The 17,123-nt window shown below is 66.7% G+C and carries 13 protein-coding genes; all 13 read left to right on the forward strand.

Annotation, left to right across the window (positions count from 1 at the left end; translation table 11 throughout):
• The first annotated feature begins 19 nt into the window (after positions 1 to 19).
• The 13 genes from RCI06_RS02820 to larA all read left to right on the forward strand — a co-directional run bounded on the left by RCI06_RS02820 (position 20) and on the right by larA (position 17,086).
• Positions 20 to 1,534 carry an FGGY-family carbohydrate kinase gene (locus RCI06_RS02820; protein WP_306574060.1) on the forward strand — a complete coding sequence of 505 codons (1,515 nt, stop codon included), beginning with the start codon at positions 20 to 22 and terminating at the stop codon, positions 1,532 to 1,534.
• The gene (locus RCI06_RS02825) at positions 1,534 to 2,382 is read left to right on the forward strand and encodes an L-ribulose-5-phosphate 3-epimerase (protein ID WP_121585831.1); all 849 of its coding nucleotides are present in this window, start codon (positions 1,534 to 1,536) and stop codon (positions 2,380 to 2,382) included. Before RCI06_RS02820 ends, RCI06_RS02825 begins: the two co-directional genes overlap by 1 nt.
• A gap of 13 nt (positions 2,383 to 2,395) precedes the next feature.
• The gene (araD, locus tag RCI06_RS02830) at positions 2,396 to 3,097 is read left to right on the forward strand and encodes an L-ribulose-5-phosphate 4-epimerase (protein ID WP_306574063.1); all 702 of its coding nucleotides are present in this window, start codon (positions 2,396 to 2,398) and stop codon (positions 3,095 to 3,097) included.
• Positions 3,098 to 3,315: 218 nt separating this feature from the next.
• Complete coding sequence (locus RCI06_RS02835; RefSeq protein ID WP_306574065.1) at positions 3,316 to 6,018, forward strand: diguanylate cyclase domain-containing protein; 2,703 nt, start codon at positions 3,316 to 3,318, stop codon at positions 6,016 to 6,018.
• A 217-nt stretch (positions 6,019 to 6,235) separates the two neighbouring features.
• Entirely contained in the window at positions 6,236 to 7,111 is an 876-nt protein-coding gene (locus RCI06_RS02840) for an aspartate carbamoyltransferase catalytic subunit (RefSeq protein WP_101551109.1), read from the forward strand.
• A complete protein-coding gene (locus RCI06_RS02845) occupies positions 7,111 to 8,403 on the forward strand; it encodes a dihydroorotase (RefSeq protein ID WP_306574067.1) in 1,293 nt (430 codons plus the stop codon). Before RCI06_RS02840 ends, RCI06_RS02845 begins: the two co-directional genes overlap by 1 nt.
• 4 nt (positions 8,404 to 8,407) lie before the next feature.
• A complete protein-coding gene (carA, locus tag RCI06_RS02850; protein WP_306574069.1) occupies positions 8,408 to 9,526 on the forward strand; it encodes a glutamine-hydrolyzing carbamoyl-phosphate synthase small subunit in 1,119 nt (372 codons plus the stop codon).
• Positions 9,510 to 12,713 carry a carbamoyl-phosphate synthase large subunit gene (gene carB, locus RCI06_RS02855; RefSeq protein ID WP_306574070.1) on the forward strand — a complete coding sequence of 1,068 codons (3,204 nt, stop codon included), beginning with the start codon at positions 9,510 to 9,512 and terminating at the stop codon, positions 12,711 to 12,713. Before carA ends, carB begins: the two co-directional genes overlap by 17 nt.
• Positions 12,706 to 13,452, forward strand: a complete 747-nt coding sequence (locus RCI06_RS02860) for a dihydroorotate dehydrogenase electron transfer subunit (RefSeq protein WP_288234975.1) — start codon at positions 12,706 to 12,708, stop codon at positions 13,450 to 13,452. The genes carB and RCI06_RS02860 overlap by 8 nt, the downstream gene beginning before the upstream one ends.
• Entirely contained in the window at positions 13,452 to 14,366 is a 915-nt protein-coding gene (locus RCI06_RS02865; protein ID WP_172439225.1) for a dihydroorotate dehydrogenase, read from the forward strand. The genes RCI06_RS02860 and RCI06_RS02865 overlap by 1 nt, the downstream gene beginning before the upstream one ends.
• Positions 14,356 to 15,063 carry an orotidine-5'-phosphate decarboxylase gene (gene pyrF, locus RCI06_RS02870; RefSeq protein ID WP_306574072.1) on the forward strand — a complete coding sequence of 236 codons (708 nt, stop codon included), beginning with the start codon at positions 14,356 to 14,358 and terminating at the stop codon, positions 15,061 to 15,063. The genes RCI06_RS02865 and pyrF overlap by 11 nt, the downstream gene beginning before the upstream one ends.
• Before the next feature lie 5 nt (positions 15,064 to 15,068).
• The gene (gene pyrE, locus RCI06_RS02875) at positions 15,069 to 15,707 is read left to right on the forward strand and encodes an orotate phosphoribosyltransferase (protein ID WP_306574074.1); all 639 of its coding nucleotides are present in this window, start codon (positions 15,069 to 15,071) and stop codon (positions 15,705 to 15,707) included.
• Positions 15,708 to 15,784: 77 nt separating this feature from the next.
• Positions 15,785 to 17,086, forward strand: coding sequence for a nickel-dependent lactate racemase (gene larA, locus RCI06_RS02880; RefSeq protein ID WP_306574077.1), 1,302 nt, complete (start codon positions 15,785 to 15,787; stop codon positions 17,084 to 17,086).
• Positions 17,087 to 17,123: the final 37 nt, after the last annotated feature.

A 17,123-nucleotide genomic window follows, 5' to 3' on the forward strand; every position in this document is an offset into this window, starting at 1 on the left:
CGCAGGGAAGGAGAAACCAATGGAACAGCGCTTTTATCTGGGAATTGACAACGGGGGAACGCTCACCAAGGCGGTCCTCTTTGACGCGGCGGGGCATGAGGTCGCGCAGGCGTCCGAAAGCGTCCCCCTGCTGACCCCCGCGCCGGGCTTTACCGAGCGGGACATGGAGGCGCTTTACGCCGCCAACTGCCGCTGCATCCGCCGCGTGGCGGAGGAGAGCGGCGTGCCCGCCGCGCGGATTGCGGGGATCTCCTGCACCGGGCACGGCAAGGGGCTTTACCTCTGGGGGAGGGATGACCGCCCCGTCTGTCCGGGCATCGTCTCGACCGACACGCGCGCGTGGGAATACCCGCGGCGGTGGCGGGAGGACGGGACGGCGGACCGCGCCTTCCGAAAGACCTACCAACAGGTGCTCGCCAGCCAGCAGGTCAGCCTGCTCGCCTGGATGAAGGACCACCGGCCGGAACTGCTTGACAACATTCGATGGATCTTTTCGGTCAAGGATTACATACGCTTTCGCCTGACGGGGGAGGCATACGCCGAGCTCACCGATTTTTCGGGCGCCAACCTCGTCAACCTCGACGCCTGCGGCTACGACCGCGAGCTGCTCGCCCTGTTTGGGCTGGAGGAGCTTTTCGACCGCCTGCCGCCCCTTCGCCGCTCGTGCGACCGCTGCGGGCGCGTCACGGCGGAGACCGCGCGCCTCACCGGGCTTAAGGAGGGCACGCCGGTCGCGGGCGGCATGTTCGACATCGACGCCTGCGCCGTCGCCATGGACGTCACCGATGAAAAAAACCTCTGCGTGATCGCGGGAACCTGGGGCATCAATGAATACGTCGCGCGCGAGCCGGTCAAAAACGGCTCGGTGCTGATGAATTCGATATTCTGTTTGCCGGGATATTATCTTGTGGAAGAGAGCAGCCCCACCTCGGCGGGAAATCACGAGTGGTTTACCAGAATGTTTTTGCAGGAGCTGCGCGAAGAGGCAGCGGCCGCGGGCCTGTCGGTCTACCAATACGCCGACCGGCTCGCGGCGGAGGCGCCGGACGGCGGGGAAAGGATCGTTTTCCTGCCCTACCTGTTCGGCTCCAACTTTGATCCCCGGGCCCGGGCGGCGCTGGTGGGCATGGACAGCTCCCACACCAAGGGGCAGATCATCCGCGCGGTGCTCGAGGGAATCGTCTTCTGCCACATGGACCACATTGACCGGCTGCTGGCCAACCGCCCCCGTCCGGACGCCATCCGTCTCGCGGGCGGGGCGGCGAAATCCCCGCTGTGGGTGCGTTTGTTCGCGGACGTCACCGGCCTGCCGGTCGAGGTGATCGACACCGCCGAACTCGGCGCGCTCGGCTGCGCGATGGCCGCGGCCGTGATGGCGGGCGATTATCCCGACCTGCGGGCGGCGGCCGACGGCATGGTGCGGGTCAGGGAACGGGTGGAATCCGATCTGGAAAAGACGGCGGCCTACCGGGAGAAGCGCCGCGCCTACCGGAAGGTCGCGCAGGCGCTCGAGCCGGTCTGGGGGTGCCTGTGATGGACGGGTACACGCTGGGACTCTACGAGAAGTCGATGCCCGGGAGCCTGTCCCTCCCCGAAAAGCTGGCGGCTGCGCGTGAGGCCGGTTACGACTGTCTCGAAATCAGCATCGATGAGACGGATGAGAAGCTCGCCCGGCTGGACTGGGGCGAAGAGGAGCGGCTGCGCCTCGTGGAGAGCGCCGCCCGCGCCGGCTGCCCGGTGGCGACGATGTGCCTGAGCGCCCACCGCCGATACCCGCTGGGCAGCGAGGACCCCGAAACAGCCGGGCGCGGCATGGAAATTTTCGAGGGGGCGGTGCTGCTGGCCGAAGCGGTCGGGGTGCGGCTCATCCAGCTGGCCGGATACGACGAATACTACCGCGAATCGAACGCGCGCACGCGGGAGAACTTTCTCCGGAACCTGCGCCGGGCGGTGCACTTTGCCGCCGCGCACAAGGTGCAGCTCGGTTTCGAGACGATGGAGACGCCCTTTATGGACACCTGCGAAAAGGCGATGCGCTACGTCGCGCAGATCGGTTCGCCCTATCTGTCCGTCTATCCCGACATCGGCAACATGACCAACGCGGCGAAGCTCTACCGCACCGACGTGCTCGACGACCTCGCCAGCGCGGGCGGGCACATCGCGGCGATGCATCTCAAGGAGACGCGCCCGGGCGTCTACCGCGAGGTCCCCTACGGGACCGGACATGTGGATTTCCCCGGCGCGGTGCGAAGGGCGCTCGATCTCGGGGTGCGCGCCTTTACGGCCGAATTCTGGTATACGGGGGAACCGGACTGGAAGGCCCGGCTTCTGGAAAACAACCGGTTCCTGCGCCGCCAGTTTGAGCGGTGCGGGGACTGTTGAGGGGGATAAAGACATGCTGGAAGCGCTGAAACAGGAGGTCTGGCGGGCGAACATGCGGCTGCCCGCCCACGGGCTCGTGACCTTCACCTGGGGGAACGTCTCGGGCGTCGACCGGGAAAAGGGGCTCGTGGTGATTAAGCCGTCGGGCGTCGAGTACGAGGCGATGCGTCCGGAAGACATGGTGGTTGTTTCGCTCGGGACGGGCGAACGCGTGGAGGGGACGCTCAACCCCTCCTCCGACACGCCGACCCATCTGGAGCTCTACCGGGCGTTCCCCGGACTTGGGGGAGTGGTGCACACCCACAGCCGGTGGGCGACCATCTTCGCCCAGGCGGGGATGGGCGTCCCCGCCTACGGCACCACCCATGCCGACTACTTCTACGGGGAGATTCCCTGCACCCGCCGGATGACGGCGGAGGAGATCGCCGGGGCGTATGAAAGGGAGACGGGCGCGGTCATCGTCGAGCGGTTCGCGGGGCTCGACCCCGCGGCGGTCCCCGGCGTGCTGGTCCACAGCCACGGCCCCTTCGCGTGGGGGAAGGACCCGATGGAGGCGGTGCACAACGCCGTCGTGCTCGAGGAGGTCGCCATGATGGCCTGGCACTGCAAGGCGCTCTCAGGGAACACCCTCGAGCCCATGCAGCGGGTGCTGCTGGACAGGCACTACCTGCGCAAGCACGGCGCGCACGCCTACTACGGGCAACAGGAAAGATAACTCTGGAAGCGGAAAAGGGCGGGGCCCGCCGGAAGGCGGGCCCCGCCCTTTTTGTGACTGCCCGGGGCAAAAATACTGGAAATCTTAGATTTTCTTTGTTTACTTCTGTGGGAACTGTATAGCAAATCCACTTGTTTTTTAGAAATATATGGGATAAAATAATAATTACGAATCACAAAACGATCACAGGCCCGCAGACGGCCGGAAAGAAGGAGAGCATGAACCAGCTGGAACAGGATTCCCTGCGTTTTGTCGCCCTCCTTTCGAGGATGTACTTTGCAGAACGCGATCTCGAGGGCGTGCTCGCGCGGATGACGGACGACGTGGAATGGATCGGCACCGGCCGCCAGGACGGCTGCCGCGGCATCCGCGAAGCGCGAAAGATGCTGGAGATGGAACGGCGCGTGTTCCACGGCTCCTTTTCCCTCGAGGAGGACGGCTACGAGGCCGCCGCCCTTACGGAGGAGCTCTGCCTTGTCACGGGGGAGATCTGCCTGCGGGAGAAGGACATGCCCGCCGGGCAGCCCGATCTGCTGCTGCGGGTGTCCTGCATCTGCCGCCGGGAGGCGGACGGCCTGAAGCTGCGCCAGCTGCACCTGTCGACGCCGAGCAGCGAACAGCTCGAAGGGGAATTCTTCCCGCACACCGTCTCGGAGGAGGGGACCGGCCGTCTCCGCCGGATGCTCAACGAGCGCACCGCCGAGCTGGAGGAGATGAACCGCGACCTCAACGCGCTGACCAACAATATCCCGGGCGGCGTCATCTGCTGCGAATACGGCGAGACCCTCAAGCTGATCCAGTACAGCGAGGGGTTCCTCTCGATGTTCGGCTATACGGCGGAGGAGCTGCAAACCCGGTTCCATAACAATTTCGCCGGGATGATCTATGAAAAGGACCTGCGCGGCGTCTGGGAGACGGCGCTCCGGCAGCTTGCGAAGAGCAATACCAAGGAGATCGAATACCGGGTGCGCTGCAAGGACGGGCGGCTGGTGTGGGTGCTCGACCGGGGACAGCTGGTGGAGGACGAGCGCGGCCGGAAATGGTTTTACTGCATCCTCATCGACATCACCCGCACCAAGAAGGCGCAGGAGGAGCTGCGCCTGAGCCTCGAGCGTCACCAGATCATCATGGACCAGACGACCGACATCATTTTTGAATGGGACATCAGCCGGGACTATCTCAGCTGTTCCTCCAACTACCACAAAAAATTCGGCTACCACGCGCTGAAGGAAAACGCAAGCGTCGCGATCGCCGGGGGCTCCCACCTGCATCCGGACGACACCGAGCGATTCTGCCTGCTGGTGCGCAACGTCCGGGAGGGGACCCCCTACAGCGAGACGGAGTTCCGCATCGCGGACGCCGCGGGGAATTATATCTGGTGCCGGATCCGCGCTACCCTTCAGGTGGACGAGAACGGCCGCCCCGCAAAGGCGGTCGGGGTGATCATCGACATCGACCGGGAGAAGCGCAGGACCCAGAAGCTCCAGGAGAAGGCGGAGCGGGACGCGCTGACGGGGCTCTACAACAAGGGCACGACCCAGACGCTGGTGGAAAAATACCTCGCGGAGGACGCGGGGGAGACGAGTTCCGCCCTGATGATCATCGACGTGGACAATTTCAAGCTCGTCAACGACCTCTACGGCCACCTGAGCGGCGACGCGATGCTCTCCGACGCGGCCAGCGCGCTCAAGAAGATGTTCCGTTCGGGCGACGTGGTCGGCCGCGTGGGCGGCGACGAGTTCTGCGTGCTGATGCGCGGCATCCGCGACGCCGGGATCGTCTCGCGCAAGGCGGAGGACATCCTGAAGGTCTTCAGCGACCTGAGCCGGAAGGAAGCGGCGGGGGAGAACCTCTCCTGCAGCGTCGGGATCGCGCTCTATCCCCAGGACGGCGCGGATTTCAACACCCTTTTCTGCAACGCGGACCGGGCGCTCTACCGTGCGAAGGAACGGGGAAAGAACGGCTATGCCTTCCATTCGGAAGCGTCGGTCAGGGGACGGAGGGACAGCGTGCGGCTGATGCCGAGGACCTCGGTGGGCGCGCCGATCGATTCCGACCGCAACGCCGGCGTCATGGACGACCGGCTCGCGGAATATGTGTTCCACGTGCTCTACCGGGCGGCCGACGTGGAGGCGGCGATCCCGCTGATCCTCGAGATTGTCGGGCGGCAGTTCGACGTCTGCCGCGCCTATCTCTTCGAGATTTCGGAGGACGGGTGCAGCTTCCGCAACACCTTCGAGTGGTGCCGCGAGGAGGCCCGCGAAAAATTCGGCGAAACGGCCGGCGAGACGTTCGCCTGCGGGGATTTTTCCCGCCAGTTCGACATGCTCCGCGAGACGGGCGTCTTCTACTGCCGCGACATCTCGCTGCTGCCCGGTCCCGTGCGTGAGCTGATGGAGCGGCGGGGGGTGCGCTCCGCCCTCCAGTGCGCCATCCACGACGGCGCGGAGCTGCACGGCGGGCTCGGCTTCGACGAGTGCCGCAGCAACCGCCTGTGGACGCAGAAGCAGGTCGACACCCTCACCTTCGTCTCCGAGATCGTAAGCGCCTTCCTGCTCAAAAAGCGGGCGCAGAGCCGTGCGAACCGGCTGGTCGGCAGCCTGGAGGCGGTCCTCAACCACCGGGATTCATGGGTATTCGTCGTCGACCGGGACAGCTTCGAGATCCTTTACGCCAACGCGCGGGCGCGGGCGCTTCTTCCCGGCCTGCGTGTCGGGGAGCGGTGCCATATGGCGCTGTTCGGGAGCCCGGAGCCCTGCACCGGCTGCCCCGTGCTGCTGGAGGGTTCCCCCGCGGGCGCCGAGGTGTACAGCCCCCTGCTCAGGAAGCGATTTTCCGCCCGCATGGAGGAGGTCGCGTGGTCGGGGGAGCGGCGCGCGTTCCTGCTGACCTGCTGCGAGACCGAGCCGGTAACCACCTGATGAAAGAGCCCCGCCATTCGGCGGGGCTTTTTGATGCCGCTCTGTCATTTGTGAAGTTTTTTCGTGTAATTATTGTGTAATCACAAATAGAAGGCATAAAAATTGAAAAAGTTTGTGGATAAATTTGACTTGTGAAAGGGGGAATCCAATGATATAATAGAAAAAATTTGTCCGGGACCTTTCGGATGCAGGGGACCGGAGGTGGAGGTTTTCGAGTATGGCGACGCATCTGCTCGATTTGCAGCAGCTTTCCATTGGGGAAATCAATGATCTTCTCGACCTGGCGCAGCATTACCGGGACGGGGGCCCGCTTCCCGATTGCAGCGGCGCTATTGTTGCCAATTTATTTTTTGAGAATTCGACCCGCACTCAGTATTCCTTCCAGACGGCGGAAGAGAGACTGAATATGCGGGTCATTTCTTTTGTCCCGGAGACCTCGTCGCTCCAGAAAAACGAGAGCTTCTACGACACGGTCAAGACCTTCGACTCGTTCGGCGTGAACGCGCTGGTCATCCGCCACAGCGAGAACGAATACTACAACGACCTCGTCGGGCATGTCCGCGCCGCGATCTTAAACGGCGGCGACGGCACCGGAAGCCATCCAACCCAGAGCCTCCTCGATCTGCTGACGATCCGGCAGGAATTCGGCGGCTTCGAGGGGCTCAAGGCGGTCATCGCAGGGGACATCGCCCACTCGCGGGTGGCGCACACCAACTATGACATCATGACACGCCTGGGGATGGAGGTCGTGATGAGCGGCCCGAAGGAATACATGGAGGACCGCTACCCCTACGAGCCGTTCGACGAGGCGGTCGCCACGAGCGACGTGGTCATGATGCTGCGGGTGCAGCGGGAACGCCACCCCGACGGCACCCCCTTCGATCCCGCGCGCTACCACAGGGAGTACGGGCTTTCGGCCAAACGCGCCGCCTCGATGAAGAAGGGCGCGATCATCATGCACCCCGCGCCGGTCAACCGGGGGGTCGAGGTCGCGGACGAGGTGGTCGAGTGCCGCCGCAGCCGCATCTTCAAGCAGATGGAAAACGGCGCCTTCGTGCGCATGGCCGCGCTGGTGCGCGCACTCGAGAGCTGATGGCGCTGCTCATCCAAAACGGGCGCGTCTTCAGGGAGGGCAGGCTGGAACGTGCCGACCTGCTCGTCGAGGGGGACCGGATCGCGGCGGTCGGGGAGGGCCTCCCGCAGGCGCCGGGCGCGCGGGTGTTCGACGCCTCCGGCTGTGTGGTATCGCCGGGCTTTACCGACCTGCACGTCCACCTGCGCGAGCCCGGCTTCTCCCACAAGGAGACGGTCGCCTCGGGCACCGCGGCGGCCGCCGCGGGCGGGTTCACGACGGTATGCGCGATGCCCAACGTCTCACCCGTGCCCGACAGTCCGGCGCGTCTTCTGCCGCAGGCGCGCCGGATTGCGCGGGACGCGCGGGTGCGCGCGGTTCCCTACGCGGCAATCACCCGCGGGCGGCGGGGGGAGGCGCTCTCCGAAGTCGCCGCGCTTGCCCCGCACGTCGCCGGTTTTTCGGACGACGGGCGCGGGGTGCGGTCGGAGGAAACGATGCGCGCGGCGATGGAGCGTGTCGCGGCGGCGGGGAGCTTTGTCGCCGCCCACTGCGAGGTGGAAGCCCTCATCCCGGCGGGCGGCTGCTGCCACGACGGGGCGTTCGCGCGGGCACAGGGCTTCCCGGGCATCCCGTCGGAGAGCGAATACGCGGAGATCGCGCGGGACATCCGGCTTGCCGCCGAAACGGGGTGCCGCCTGCACATCTGCCACCTCTCGACGAAGGAGGGGGCCGCGCTGGTGCGCAAGGCGCGAAAACGCGGCCTGCCGGTCACCTGCGAGGCGGCGCCCCACAACCTGCTCCTCTGCGACGGGGAGATCCCGGCGGACGAGGGGAGGTTCAAGATGAACCCGCCGCTGCGCGCGGCGGACGACCGCGCCGCGCTCGTCGAGGCGCTGCTCGACGGCACGATCACGGCAATCGCCACCGACCACGCGCCGCACACGGCGGAGGAGAAGTCGGGCGGCTTCCGGGGGAGCCTCTTTGGGGTCGTGGGCCTCGAGACGGCGTTCCCGGCGCTCTACACCGGGCTGACGGAGCCGGGGCTACTGCCGCTCGGGCGGCTGCTGAAGCTGTTGACGGCGGGGCCGCAGGAAATTTTGGGGGAGCGGCGGACGCTCGCGCCGGGGGAGGAGGCCTCCCTCACGGTGCTGGACCTGCGGACGGCGCGAAAGGTGGAGCCGGAGCGGTTTTTGAGCCGCGGCAGGGCGACCCCCTTCGCGGGGCGGACGCTGCGGGGCTGGCCGGCGCTCACGCTCTACCGCGGAAAAGAGGTCTACCGGCGCTGGCCGGGAATTCAGACAGAGGGGTGACAGGATGGAAAGACCACGGAAGAAGCTGGTGTTTGAAAACGGCCGGGTATTCGCGGGCGAGGGGTTCGGCGCGGATGCCGACGCGGTGTGCGAGGCTGTTTTCAACACCTCGATGGTCGGGTATCAGGAGATCTTCTCCGACCCGTCCTACTGCGGGCAGTTTGTCTGCATGACCTATCCGCTGATCGGCAACTACGGGCTCGCGGCGGACGATTACGAGACGAAGACGCCGCGCATCGGCGGCTTCATCGTGCGGGAATATAACGACAGCCTCTCCAACTTCCGCGCGGCGCGGACCCTTTCGGAGGTGATGGAGGAGTACGGCGTCCCCGGCATCGCGGGGCCGGACACCCGGGCGATTACCCGGATGCTCCGCAGCGAGGGGAGCATGCGCGCGCTGCTGACGGACGCTGACACGCCCGACGCGGCGGCGCTTGAACAGCTGGCCGGCACGCCCGTCCCGCGCGACCAAGTCGCGCGGGTGAGCTGCAAAAAGCCCTGGCGCTGCCGCACCGCCAACGCGCGCTATTCCGTCGTGGCGGTCGACTGCGGCGTCAAGCACAACATCGTCCGCTCGCTGGCGGCGCGCGGCTGCGACGTGACGGTCGTGCCTTACGATACCCCCGCCAAAGCGGTGCTGGCGATGGAACCGGACGGGCTCTTCCTCTCGAACGGGCCGGGCGACCCGCGGGACGTCCCCGAGGCCGCCGCGCTCGTGCGGGCGCTCCAGGGCAGGCTGCCCATCTTCGGCATCTGCCTCGGCCACCAGCTCATCGCGCTTGCGAACGGCGCGCGCACCTATCAGCTCAAATTCGGCCACCGCGGCGGCAACCACCCGGTTAAAAATCTGCTGACCGGCAGGATCGAGATCACGAGCCAGAACCACTCGTTCGCGGTCGACCCGGAGAGCCTTTCGGGGACCGGCCTTACGGTGACGCACCAAAACCTGCTCGACGGTACGGTCGAGGGGCTGGAAAACGCGGCCCAGCGCATCTTCTCGGTGCAGTACCACCCCGAGAGCGCGCCCGGCCCGCAGGATTCGGCCTACCTGTTCGACAAGTTCATCGCCTCGATCGAGGCGTTTTTGGCAGAGAGGGGGGACCGGGATGCCGAAGCGTACTGATATCCGCAAAATTCTCGTAATCGGCTCGGGGCCGATCGTCATCGGCCAGGCGGCCGAGTTTGACTACTCGGGTACCCAGGCCTGCCTCGCGCTGCGGGAGGCGGGCTACACCGTCGTGCTCGTCAATTCCAACCCGGCGACGATCATGACCGACACCGACGTCGCCGACCGCGTCTACATCGAGCCGCTCACGCTGGAATTCGTGGCGCGCATCATCCGCAAGGAGCGCCCCGACGCGCTCCTGCCGACCCTCGGCGGCCAGACGGGGCTCAACCTCGCCATGCAGCTCGCCAAAAAGGGGGTGCTGGGGGAGTGCAGGTGCGAAATCCTCGGCACCGGCTTCGACGCGATCGAGCGCGCCGAGGACCGCGAGCTCTTCAAGGAGCTCTGCACGGCGACGGGGGAGCCGACCCTCCCGAGCGACGTCGCCACGACGGTGGCGGAGGCGTATGAGAAGGCGCGCGCCATCGGCTATCCGGTGGTCCTGCGCCCCGCCTTCACCCTCGGCGGCACGGGCGGGGGCTTCGCGGAAAACGACGCGGAGCTCGGTCCTCTCGCGGAAAACGCCCTGCGCCTTTCGCCCGCCGGGCAGGTGCTCGTCGAAAAGAGCATCAAGGGCTACAAGGAGATCGAATACGAGGTCATCCGGGACAGAAACGACACGGCGCTCGCCATCTGCAACATGGAGAACGTCGACCCGGTGGGCATCCACACGGGGGATTCGATCGTCGTCTGCCCGAGCCAGACCCTCACCAATAAGGAGTACCACATGCTGCGGGACGCCGCCCTGCGGCTCATCCGCGCGCTGGGCATCGAGGGGGGCTGCAACGTGCAGTTCGCGCTCGACCCCGGCTCCTTCCGCTACTACGTGATCGAGGTGAACCCCCGCGTCTCCCGCTCCTCCGCGCTGGCGAGCAAGGCGAGCGGCTACCCGATCGCGCGGGTGTCGGCGCTCATCGCGGTGGGCTTTACCCTCGACGAGATCGCCCTCGCCAACACCCCCGCGAGCTTCGAGCCCGCGCTCGACTACGTGGTCACCAAGATCGCGCGCTTCCCCTTCGACAAGTTCGACAAGGCCAGCCGCCTGCTCTCCACACAGATGAAGGCGACGGGCGAGGTCATGGCGGTCGGGCGCACCTTCGAGGAGAGCCTGCTCAAGGCGGTGCGCAGCCTCGAGGCGGGCGCGAACTGCCTGCGGCTTGAAAAGTTCGACGCCGCGTCCGACGCGGAGCTGTGGGAAATTCTGCGCAATCCGACCGACGAGCGGCTGTTCGCCATCGCCGAGCTGCTGCGGCGGGGCGCGCCGGTGCGGAGGATCTGCCGGACGACGAAGATCGACCGGTTCTTTGTGGAAAAGCTCGCGGGCGTCGTCTCCTTCGAGCGGGAGCTCGCGGCGCGCCCCGGCGACCTCGAGCTCCTGCGCCGCGCCAAGCGGATGGGGATTTCGGACGGCTGCGTCGGGCGGCTGTGGGGGAGGAGCGAGTCGGAGATCTTCCTCCTGCGGAAGGAAAACGGCCTTCTGCCCGTCTACAAGATGATCGACACCTGCGCCTCCGAATTCGAGAGCTACGTCCCCTACTTCTACTCGACCTACGAGGAGGAAAACGAAAGCGTTGTGACCACCCGCAAAAAGATCGTCGTGCTCGGCTCCGGCCCCATCCGGATCGGGCAGGGGGTGGAGTTCGACTACTCGACCGTCCACGCGATCTGGGCCATCCGGGAGGCGGGGTACGAAGCAATCATCATCAACAACAACCCCGAGACGGTCTCGACCGACTACACGGTGAGCGACAAGCTCTACTTCGAGCCGCTCACCGTCGAGGACGTCATGAACGTGCTGACGCTCGAAAAGCCCGACGGGGTCGTCGTGACGCTCGGCGGCCAGACGGCGATCAACCTGGCGGCGCGGCTCGACGCGCTGGGGGTGCCGCTCGCCGGGACCGGTTGCGAGGCGATCGGCCGGGCGGAAAACCGCGGCAGCTTCGAGGCGCTCATGGAGCGGCTGGGCATCCCGCAGCCGGAGGGGCGCGCGGTGACGACGCTCGAAGAGGGGCTCGAGGCCGCGAAATCCCTTGGCTACCCGGTGCTCGTGCGGCCGAGCTTCGTGCTCGGCGGGCGGGCGATGCAGATCGTCGTCTGCGACGACGACCTGCGCCGCTACCTCTCCGAGGCGGTGCGCGCGAGCGAGGACGCGCCGGTGCTCGTCGACCGGTACGTCGAGGGCAAGGAGCTCGAGGTCGACGCGGTGTGCGACGGGACCGACGTCTTCATCCCCGGCATCATGGAGCACGTCGAGCGCACGGGGGTGCACTCGGGCGACTCGATCAGCGTCTATCCGACCTTCTCGGTGAGCGGGGCGACCTGCCGGACGATCGTCGACTACACGGTGAAGCTGGGGCTCGGCATCGGCATCAAAGGCCCCTTCAACATCCAGTTCATCGTCGACCCGCAGGAGAAGGTGCACGTCATCGAGGTGAACCCCCGTTCGTCGCGCACCGTGCCTTTCCTCTCCAAGGCGACGGGGATCAACCTGGCGGGCGTCGCCGCCAAGGTGGCGCTCGGCCAGTCCCTCAAGGAGCAGGGCTGCGGCGCCGGAATCGCGCCGAGGCGGGACCGCTGGTACGTCAAATGCCCGGTCTTCAGCTTCTCGAAAATCCGGGGCGCGGACGCCTACCTCTCGCCCGAGATGAAGAGCACGGGCGAGGCGCTCGGGTGCGACAAAACCCTCTACCGCGCCTTCTACAAGGCGCTCAAGGCGGCGGGGCAGCGGGTGGTCAACTACGGGACCGTCCTCTTCACGATCGCCGACCGGGACAAGGAGAAGTCGCTGCCCTTCGCGCGGCGGTTCTACGAGTTGGGCTTCAACATCGAGGCGACGCAGGACACCGCCAATTTTCTAAAGCAGCACGGCATCCGGACCCGCCTGCTCCACAAGATCAGCGAGGGCTCGGAGGAGATTCCCGACAGTCTGCGCGCCGGGCATGTGACCTACGTGGTCAACACCCTCGGCCCCGGCTGCGGGGAAAACCCGGCCAAGGACGGCTACCGCATCCGCCGGCTCGCGGTGGAGCATAACGTCACAATCTTCACATCCCTCGACACGACGGCCGTGCTGCTCGACGTGCTCGAGGAGTTGACCGTCGGCGTTTCGACGATCGATGCGGGGAGGGGGGACGCCGATGTATAAAAACGCCCTCTACCGGGTGGCGGAAAACCGCCCCATCGCGCGGGAGGTCTTCCGGATGCGCCTTCTCGGCGACACCCGCTGGATCACGGCCCCCGGACAGTTCGTGAACGTGCGCGTGGACGGGTGCTACCTGCGCCGTCCGATCAGCGTCTGCGATTGGGACGGCGGCGGGCTCACCCTCGTCTACAAGGCGGTGGGGAAGGGGACGCGCCTGCTGTCCCGAGCCCTCCCCGGCGAAATGCTCGACCTGCTGACCGGGCTGGGCAACGGCTACGACCCTTCGGCGGCGAGGGGGAGGCGGACGGTCCTCATCGGCGGCGGGGTGGGCGTGCCGCCCCTCTACGGCCTCGCCAGGCGGCTCGCGCTCGCCGGCGAGCCGCCCGCCGCGGCGCTCGGCTTTCAGACGGCGGCCGACGCCTTTTTGGCGGAGAGCTTCCTGACGCTCGGCTGCGAGGTGCTCGTCGCCACGGCGGACGGCAGCCTCGGGGAGCGGGGCTTCGTCACGGAGCCGCTTTCCCGGCTCGATTACGGTTATTACTTCGCCTGCGGCCCCGAGCCGATGCTCGCCGCCGTGCACGCGCTCGGGCGCGAAAAGGGCGCGGAGGGCCAGCTCTCCTTCGAACGTCGGATGGGCTGCGGGTTCGGCGCCTGCATGAGCTGCTCCTGCGAAACGCTAGCGGGCCCCAGGCGCATCTGCGTCGAGGGACCGGTGCTCCGGTCAGGGGAGGTGCGGTTCTGATGGACACTTCGGTAAAGCTCGGGGAGCTTACCCTTCGGAACCCGGTCATCCCGGCGAGCGGGACCTTCGGGTTTGGCCATGAGATGGCAAAGTGGTACGACCTCAACCGCCTCGGCGCCGTCGCGCTCAAGGGGACGACGCGGGAGGCGCGCTTCGGCAACCCGACGCCCCGCGTCGCCGAATGCGAGGCGGGGCTCTTAAACGCGGTGGGGCTCCAAAACCCCGGCGTGGAGGCGGTCGTCCGGGAGGAGCTGCCCAGGCTCCGCGCGGTCTACTCCGGGCCGGTGATCGCGAACGTCTGCGGCTTCTCGGCGGAGGAATACGTGGAGGTCGCGCGGCGGTTCGACGAGGCGGGCGCGGACATCCTCGAGATCAACGTGAGCTGCCCCAACGTGAGGCACGGGGGCCTTGCGTTCGGCGCTTCGCCCGAGGCGGCCGCGGCGATCACGGCCGCCGTCAAAGCGGCGGTCAAAAAGCCGGTCTACATGAAGCTCTCCCCCAACGCGGCCGACATCGCGGCGGTCGCACGGGCGTGCGAGGAGGCGGGCGCGGACGGGCTGACGCTCATCAACACGCTGCTCGGGATGCGCGTCAACCCGCGCACCGGCCGCCCGCTCGTCTCGACGGTCACGAGCGGCTTTTCCGGCCCCGCGATCAAGCCGGTCGCCCTGCGGATGGTTTTTGAGGTGTGCAGGGCGGTGAAGATCCCGGTCGTCGGGGTGGGCGGGATCGCCAGCGCGGACGACCTGCTGGAATTCCTCTCGGCGGGCGCGAGCGCGGTGCAGATCGGCGCGCAGAACCTCGTCGACCCATACGCCTGCCTGCGCGTGGTGGAGGAGCTTCCGAAAAGGATGGAGGAATACGGGATCCGCGATTTAAAATCGATCATCGGGAGGACGGGAAATGGCCAATAAAGACGTGATTATCGCTTGCGACTTTGGGACCCGGGAGGAGACGCTCGCGTTCCTCGACCGGTTCACGGCGGAAAAGCCCTATGTCAAGATCGGCATGGAACTTTTTTACGGGGAGGGCCCGCAGATCGTGCGGGAGGTGAAGGCGCGGGGGCACCGGGTCTTCCTCGACCTGAAGCTGCACGACATCCCCAACACGGTGCGCCGCGCGATGAAGAACCTCGCAAAGCTCGGGGTGGACATGACGAACGTGCATGCCGCCGGCACCATCGAGATGATGGAGGCGGCGAAGGCGGGCCTCGAGGAGGGGGCGGCGGGCCGCCGCCCGCTGCTCATCGCGGTGACGCAGCTCACCTCGACGAGCGAGCCGCGGATGCGGGAGGAGCTGCTCATCCCGGCCCCGATGGGCGAGGTGGTGACGCGCTACGCCGCCAACGCCCGCGCGGCGGGGCTCGACGGGGTGGTGTGCAGCCCGCTCGAGGCGGCGCTCGTCAAGGGGAGCTTTAGCGGCGGCTTCCTGGCGGTGACGCCCGGCATCCGCTATCCGGACGCGCGCGCGGACGACCAGGCCCGCGTGACCACCCCCGCCCGGGCGCGGGAGCTCGGCGCGGACTACATCGTCGCCGGGCGGCCGGTCACGGCGGCGGACGACCCGGTGGGGGCCTACCGCCGCGTCAGATTTGATTTTCTGGGGGAGTGATGAGGATGCGGACAGAGACGAAAATTGCAAAGGACCTGCTTTCCATCGGGGCGGTATTCCTGCGCCCCGGCGAGCCGTTCACCTGGGCGAGCGGTATCCGCTCGCCCATCTACTGCGACAACCGCATCATCCTCTCCCATCCCGCCGTCCGGCGGGAGGTGGAGGCGGCGCTGGCGGCGCTCGTGAAGGAACGCTATCCAGGCTGCGGGCTGCTCGCCGGGACGAGCACGGCGGGCATCGCGCACGCCGCCTACGTGAGCGAAATCCTCGGCCTGCCGATGTGCTATGTGCGCGGCGCGGCCAAGGACCACGGACGGGGGAACCGCATCGAGGGACGCGCCGAACCGGGGGCGAAGGTCGTCGTGATCGAGGACCTCATCTCGACGGGCGGCTCGGTGCTCGAGGTGGTGGACGCGCTGCGGCAGGCTGGCTGCGAGGTGCTCGGCATCGCGTCGATCTTCACCTACGGGCTTGAGAAGGGTGTGAAGCGCCTCGCCGACGCGGGAGTCCAAAACGCCTCCCTCTCCTGCTACGACGCGCTGCTTGCCGCGGCTGTGGAGGAGGGCGTGATCGCGCGGGAGGATGTGCCCCGGCTCGAACGGTTCCGCCAGAATCCGCAGGACGGGGGCTGGATGACCCTGTGACGCAAAATCCGCATTGACATCCGTCCGCCGCGGTGGTATTTTATCTCGTGGAATTCATGGATGAAGGAGAGTTTACAATGCACCAGATGAAATACAGCAGCATCGCCTTCGACGTGCCCATCCGCGAGGAGCTGATCGCGGCGGAGCTGGAAAGCAACCGCGTCCCGCTGCCGAAGATGACCCCGGAGGAGCACATCCGCGACGCGCTCGCCCATCCCATCGGCACGGGCACGCTCGACACGGTCGTGGAGGCGGGGGAGACGGTCTGCGTCGTTATCCCCGACACCACCCGCAAATGGCAGTCCCCGGCAATCTACGTGCCGATTCTCGTGGAGGAGCTGAACGCCTGCGGCGTGCGGGACGAGGACATCCTCATCGTCAGCGCGACGGGCACCCACCGCCGCCAGACCCGCGAGGAGTGGGCCGGCCTCGTGGGGGAGGAGATTCTCGGCCGCGTTCGGTGCGAGGACCACGTCTGCACCGACGACGCGAACCTCAAATTCATGGGCGTCACCTCGCGCGGCACGCCGGTGTGGCTCAACGCCCACGCGATGGCCTGCGACAAGCTGATTTTGACGGGCGGCGCGGTCTATCACTTTCTCGCGGGATACGGCGGGGGCCGCAAATATGTCCTGCCGGGCATCGCCGGGCGGGAGACGATCATGAAAAACCACAACCTCGCGCTCAACGAGGGCTTCGGGAGCGGTTCCAACCCGATGGTGCGCAGCGCGAACCTGACCGGGTCGAACCCCTTCCACGCGGACATGGCGGAGGCGGCGGAGCTGGCAAAGCCCTGCTTTCTGCTGAACGTCGTCGCGGACGGGGACTTCAACATCATCCGCGCCTTCGCGGGGGACTATATCGAGGCGCACGCGGCGGCCTGCAAGCTGGTGGACGACATCGACGGGGTTTACGTGGAGGAGCGCACCCCGCTGGTGATCGCGTCGGCGGGGGGCTACCCCAAGGACATCAACCTCTACCAGACCTCCAAGACGCTCAGCAACGCGCGGGCGGTGGTCGCAGACGGCGGGACGATGATCCTGCTGTCCGAGTGCCGCGAATCGTTCGGCGACGCGGACTGCGCGCGCCAGATCTGCGGATTCGACAACATGCTCGACCGGGAGCGCGACCTGCGGGAGAACTTTTCGATCGGCGCGTATGTCGGGTTCCTCTTCTGCGAGAGCGCGGAGCGGTACCGGTTCATCATGGTGACAGACATCCCGAAGGAGAAGTTCGCCAATACGAAGATCCACGCGGTCAAAACGCTCGGGGAGGCGCTCGCGCTCGCGAAGGAGCTCAACGGCGGCTCGCTGGAACTGCGCACGACCCTGCTGCCCCACGGCGCAAACACCCTGCCGAAATTCCGGGACGGGCAATAGAATTTTATGCCGTTTTTTTACAAAAACGGCTCCCGGC

This window comes from Anaerotruncus massiliensis (ex Togo et al. 2026), assembly GCF_030825285.1.
Lineage (GTDB): Bacteria > Bacillota > Clostridia > Oscillospirales > Ruminococcaceae > Anaerotruncus > Anaerotruncus massiliensis.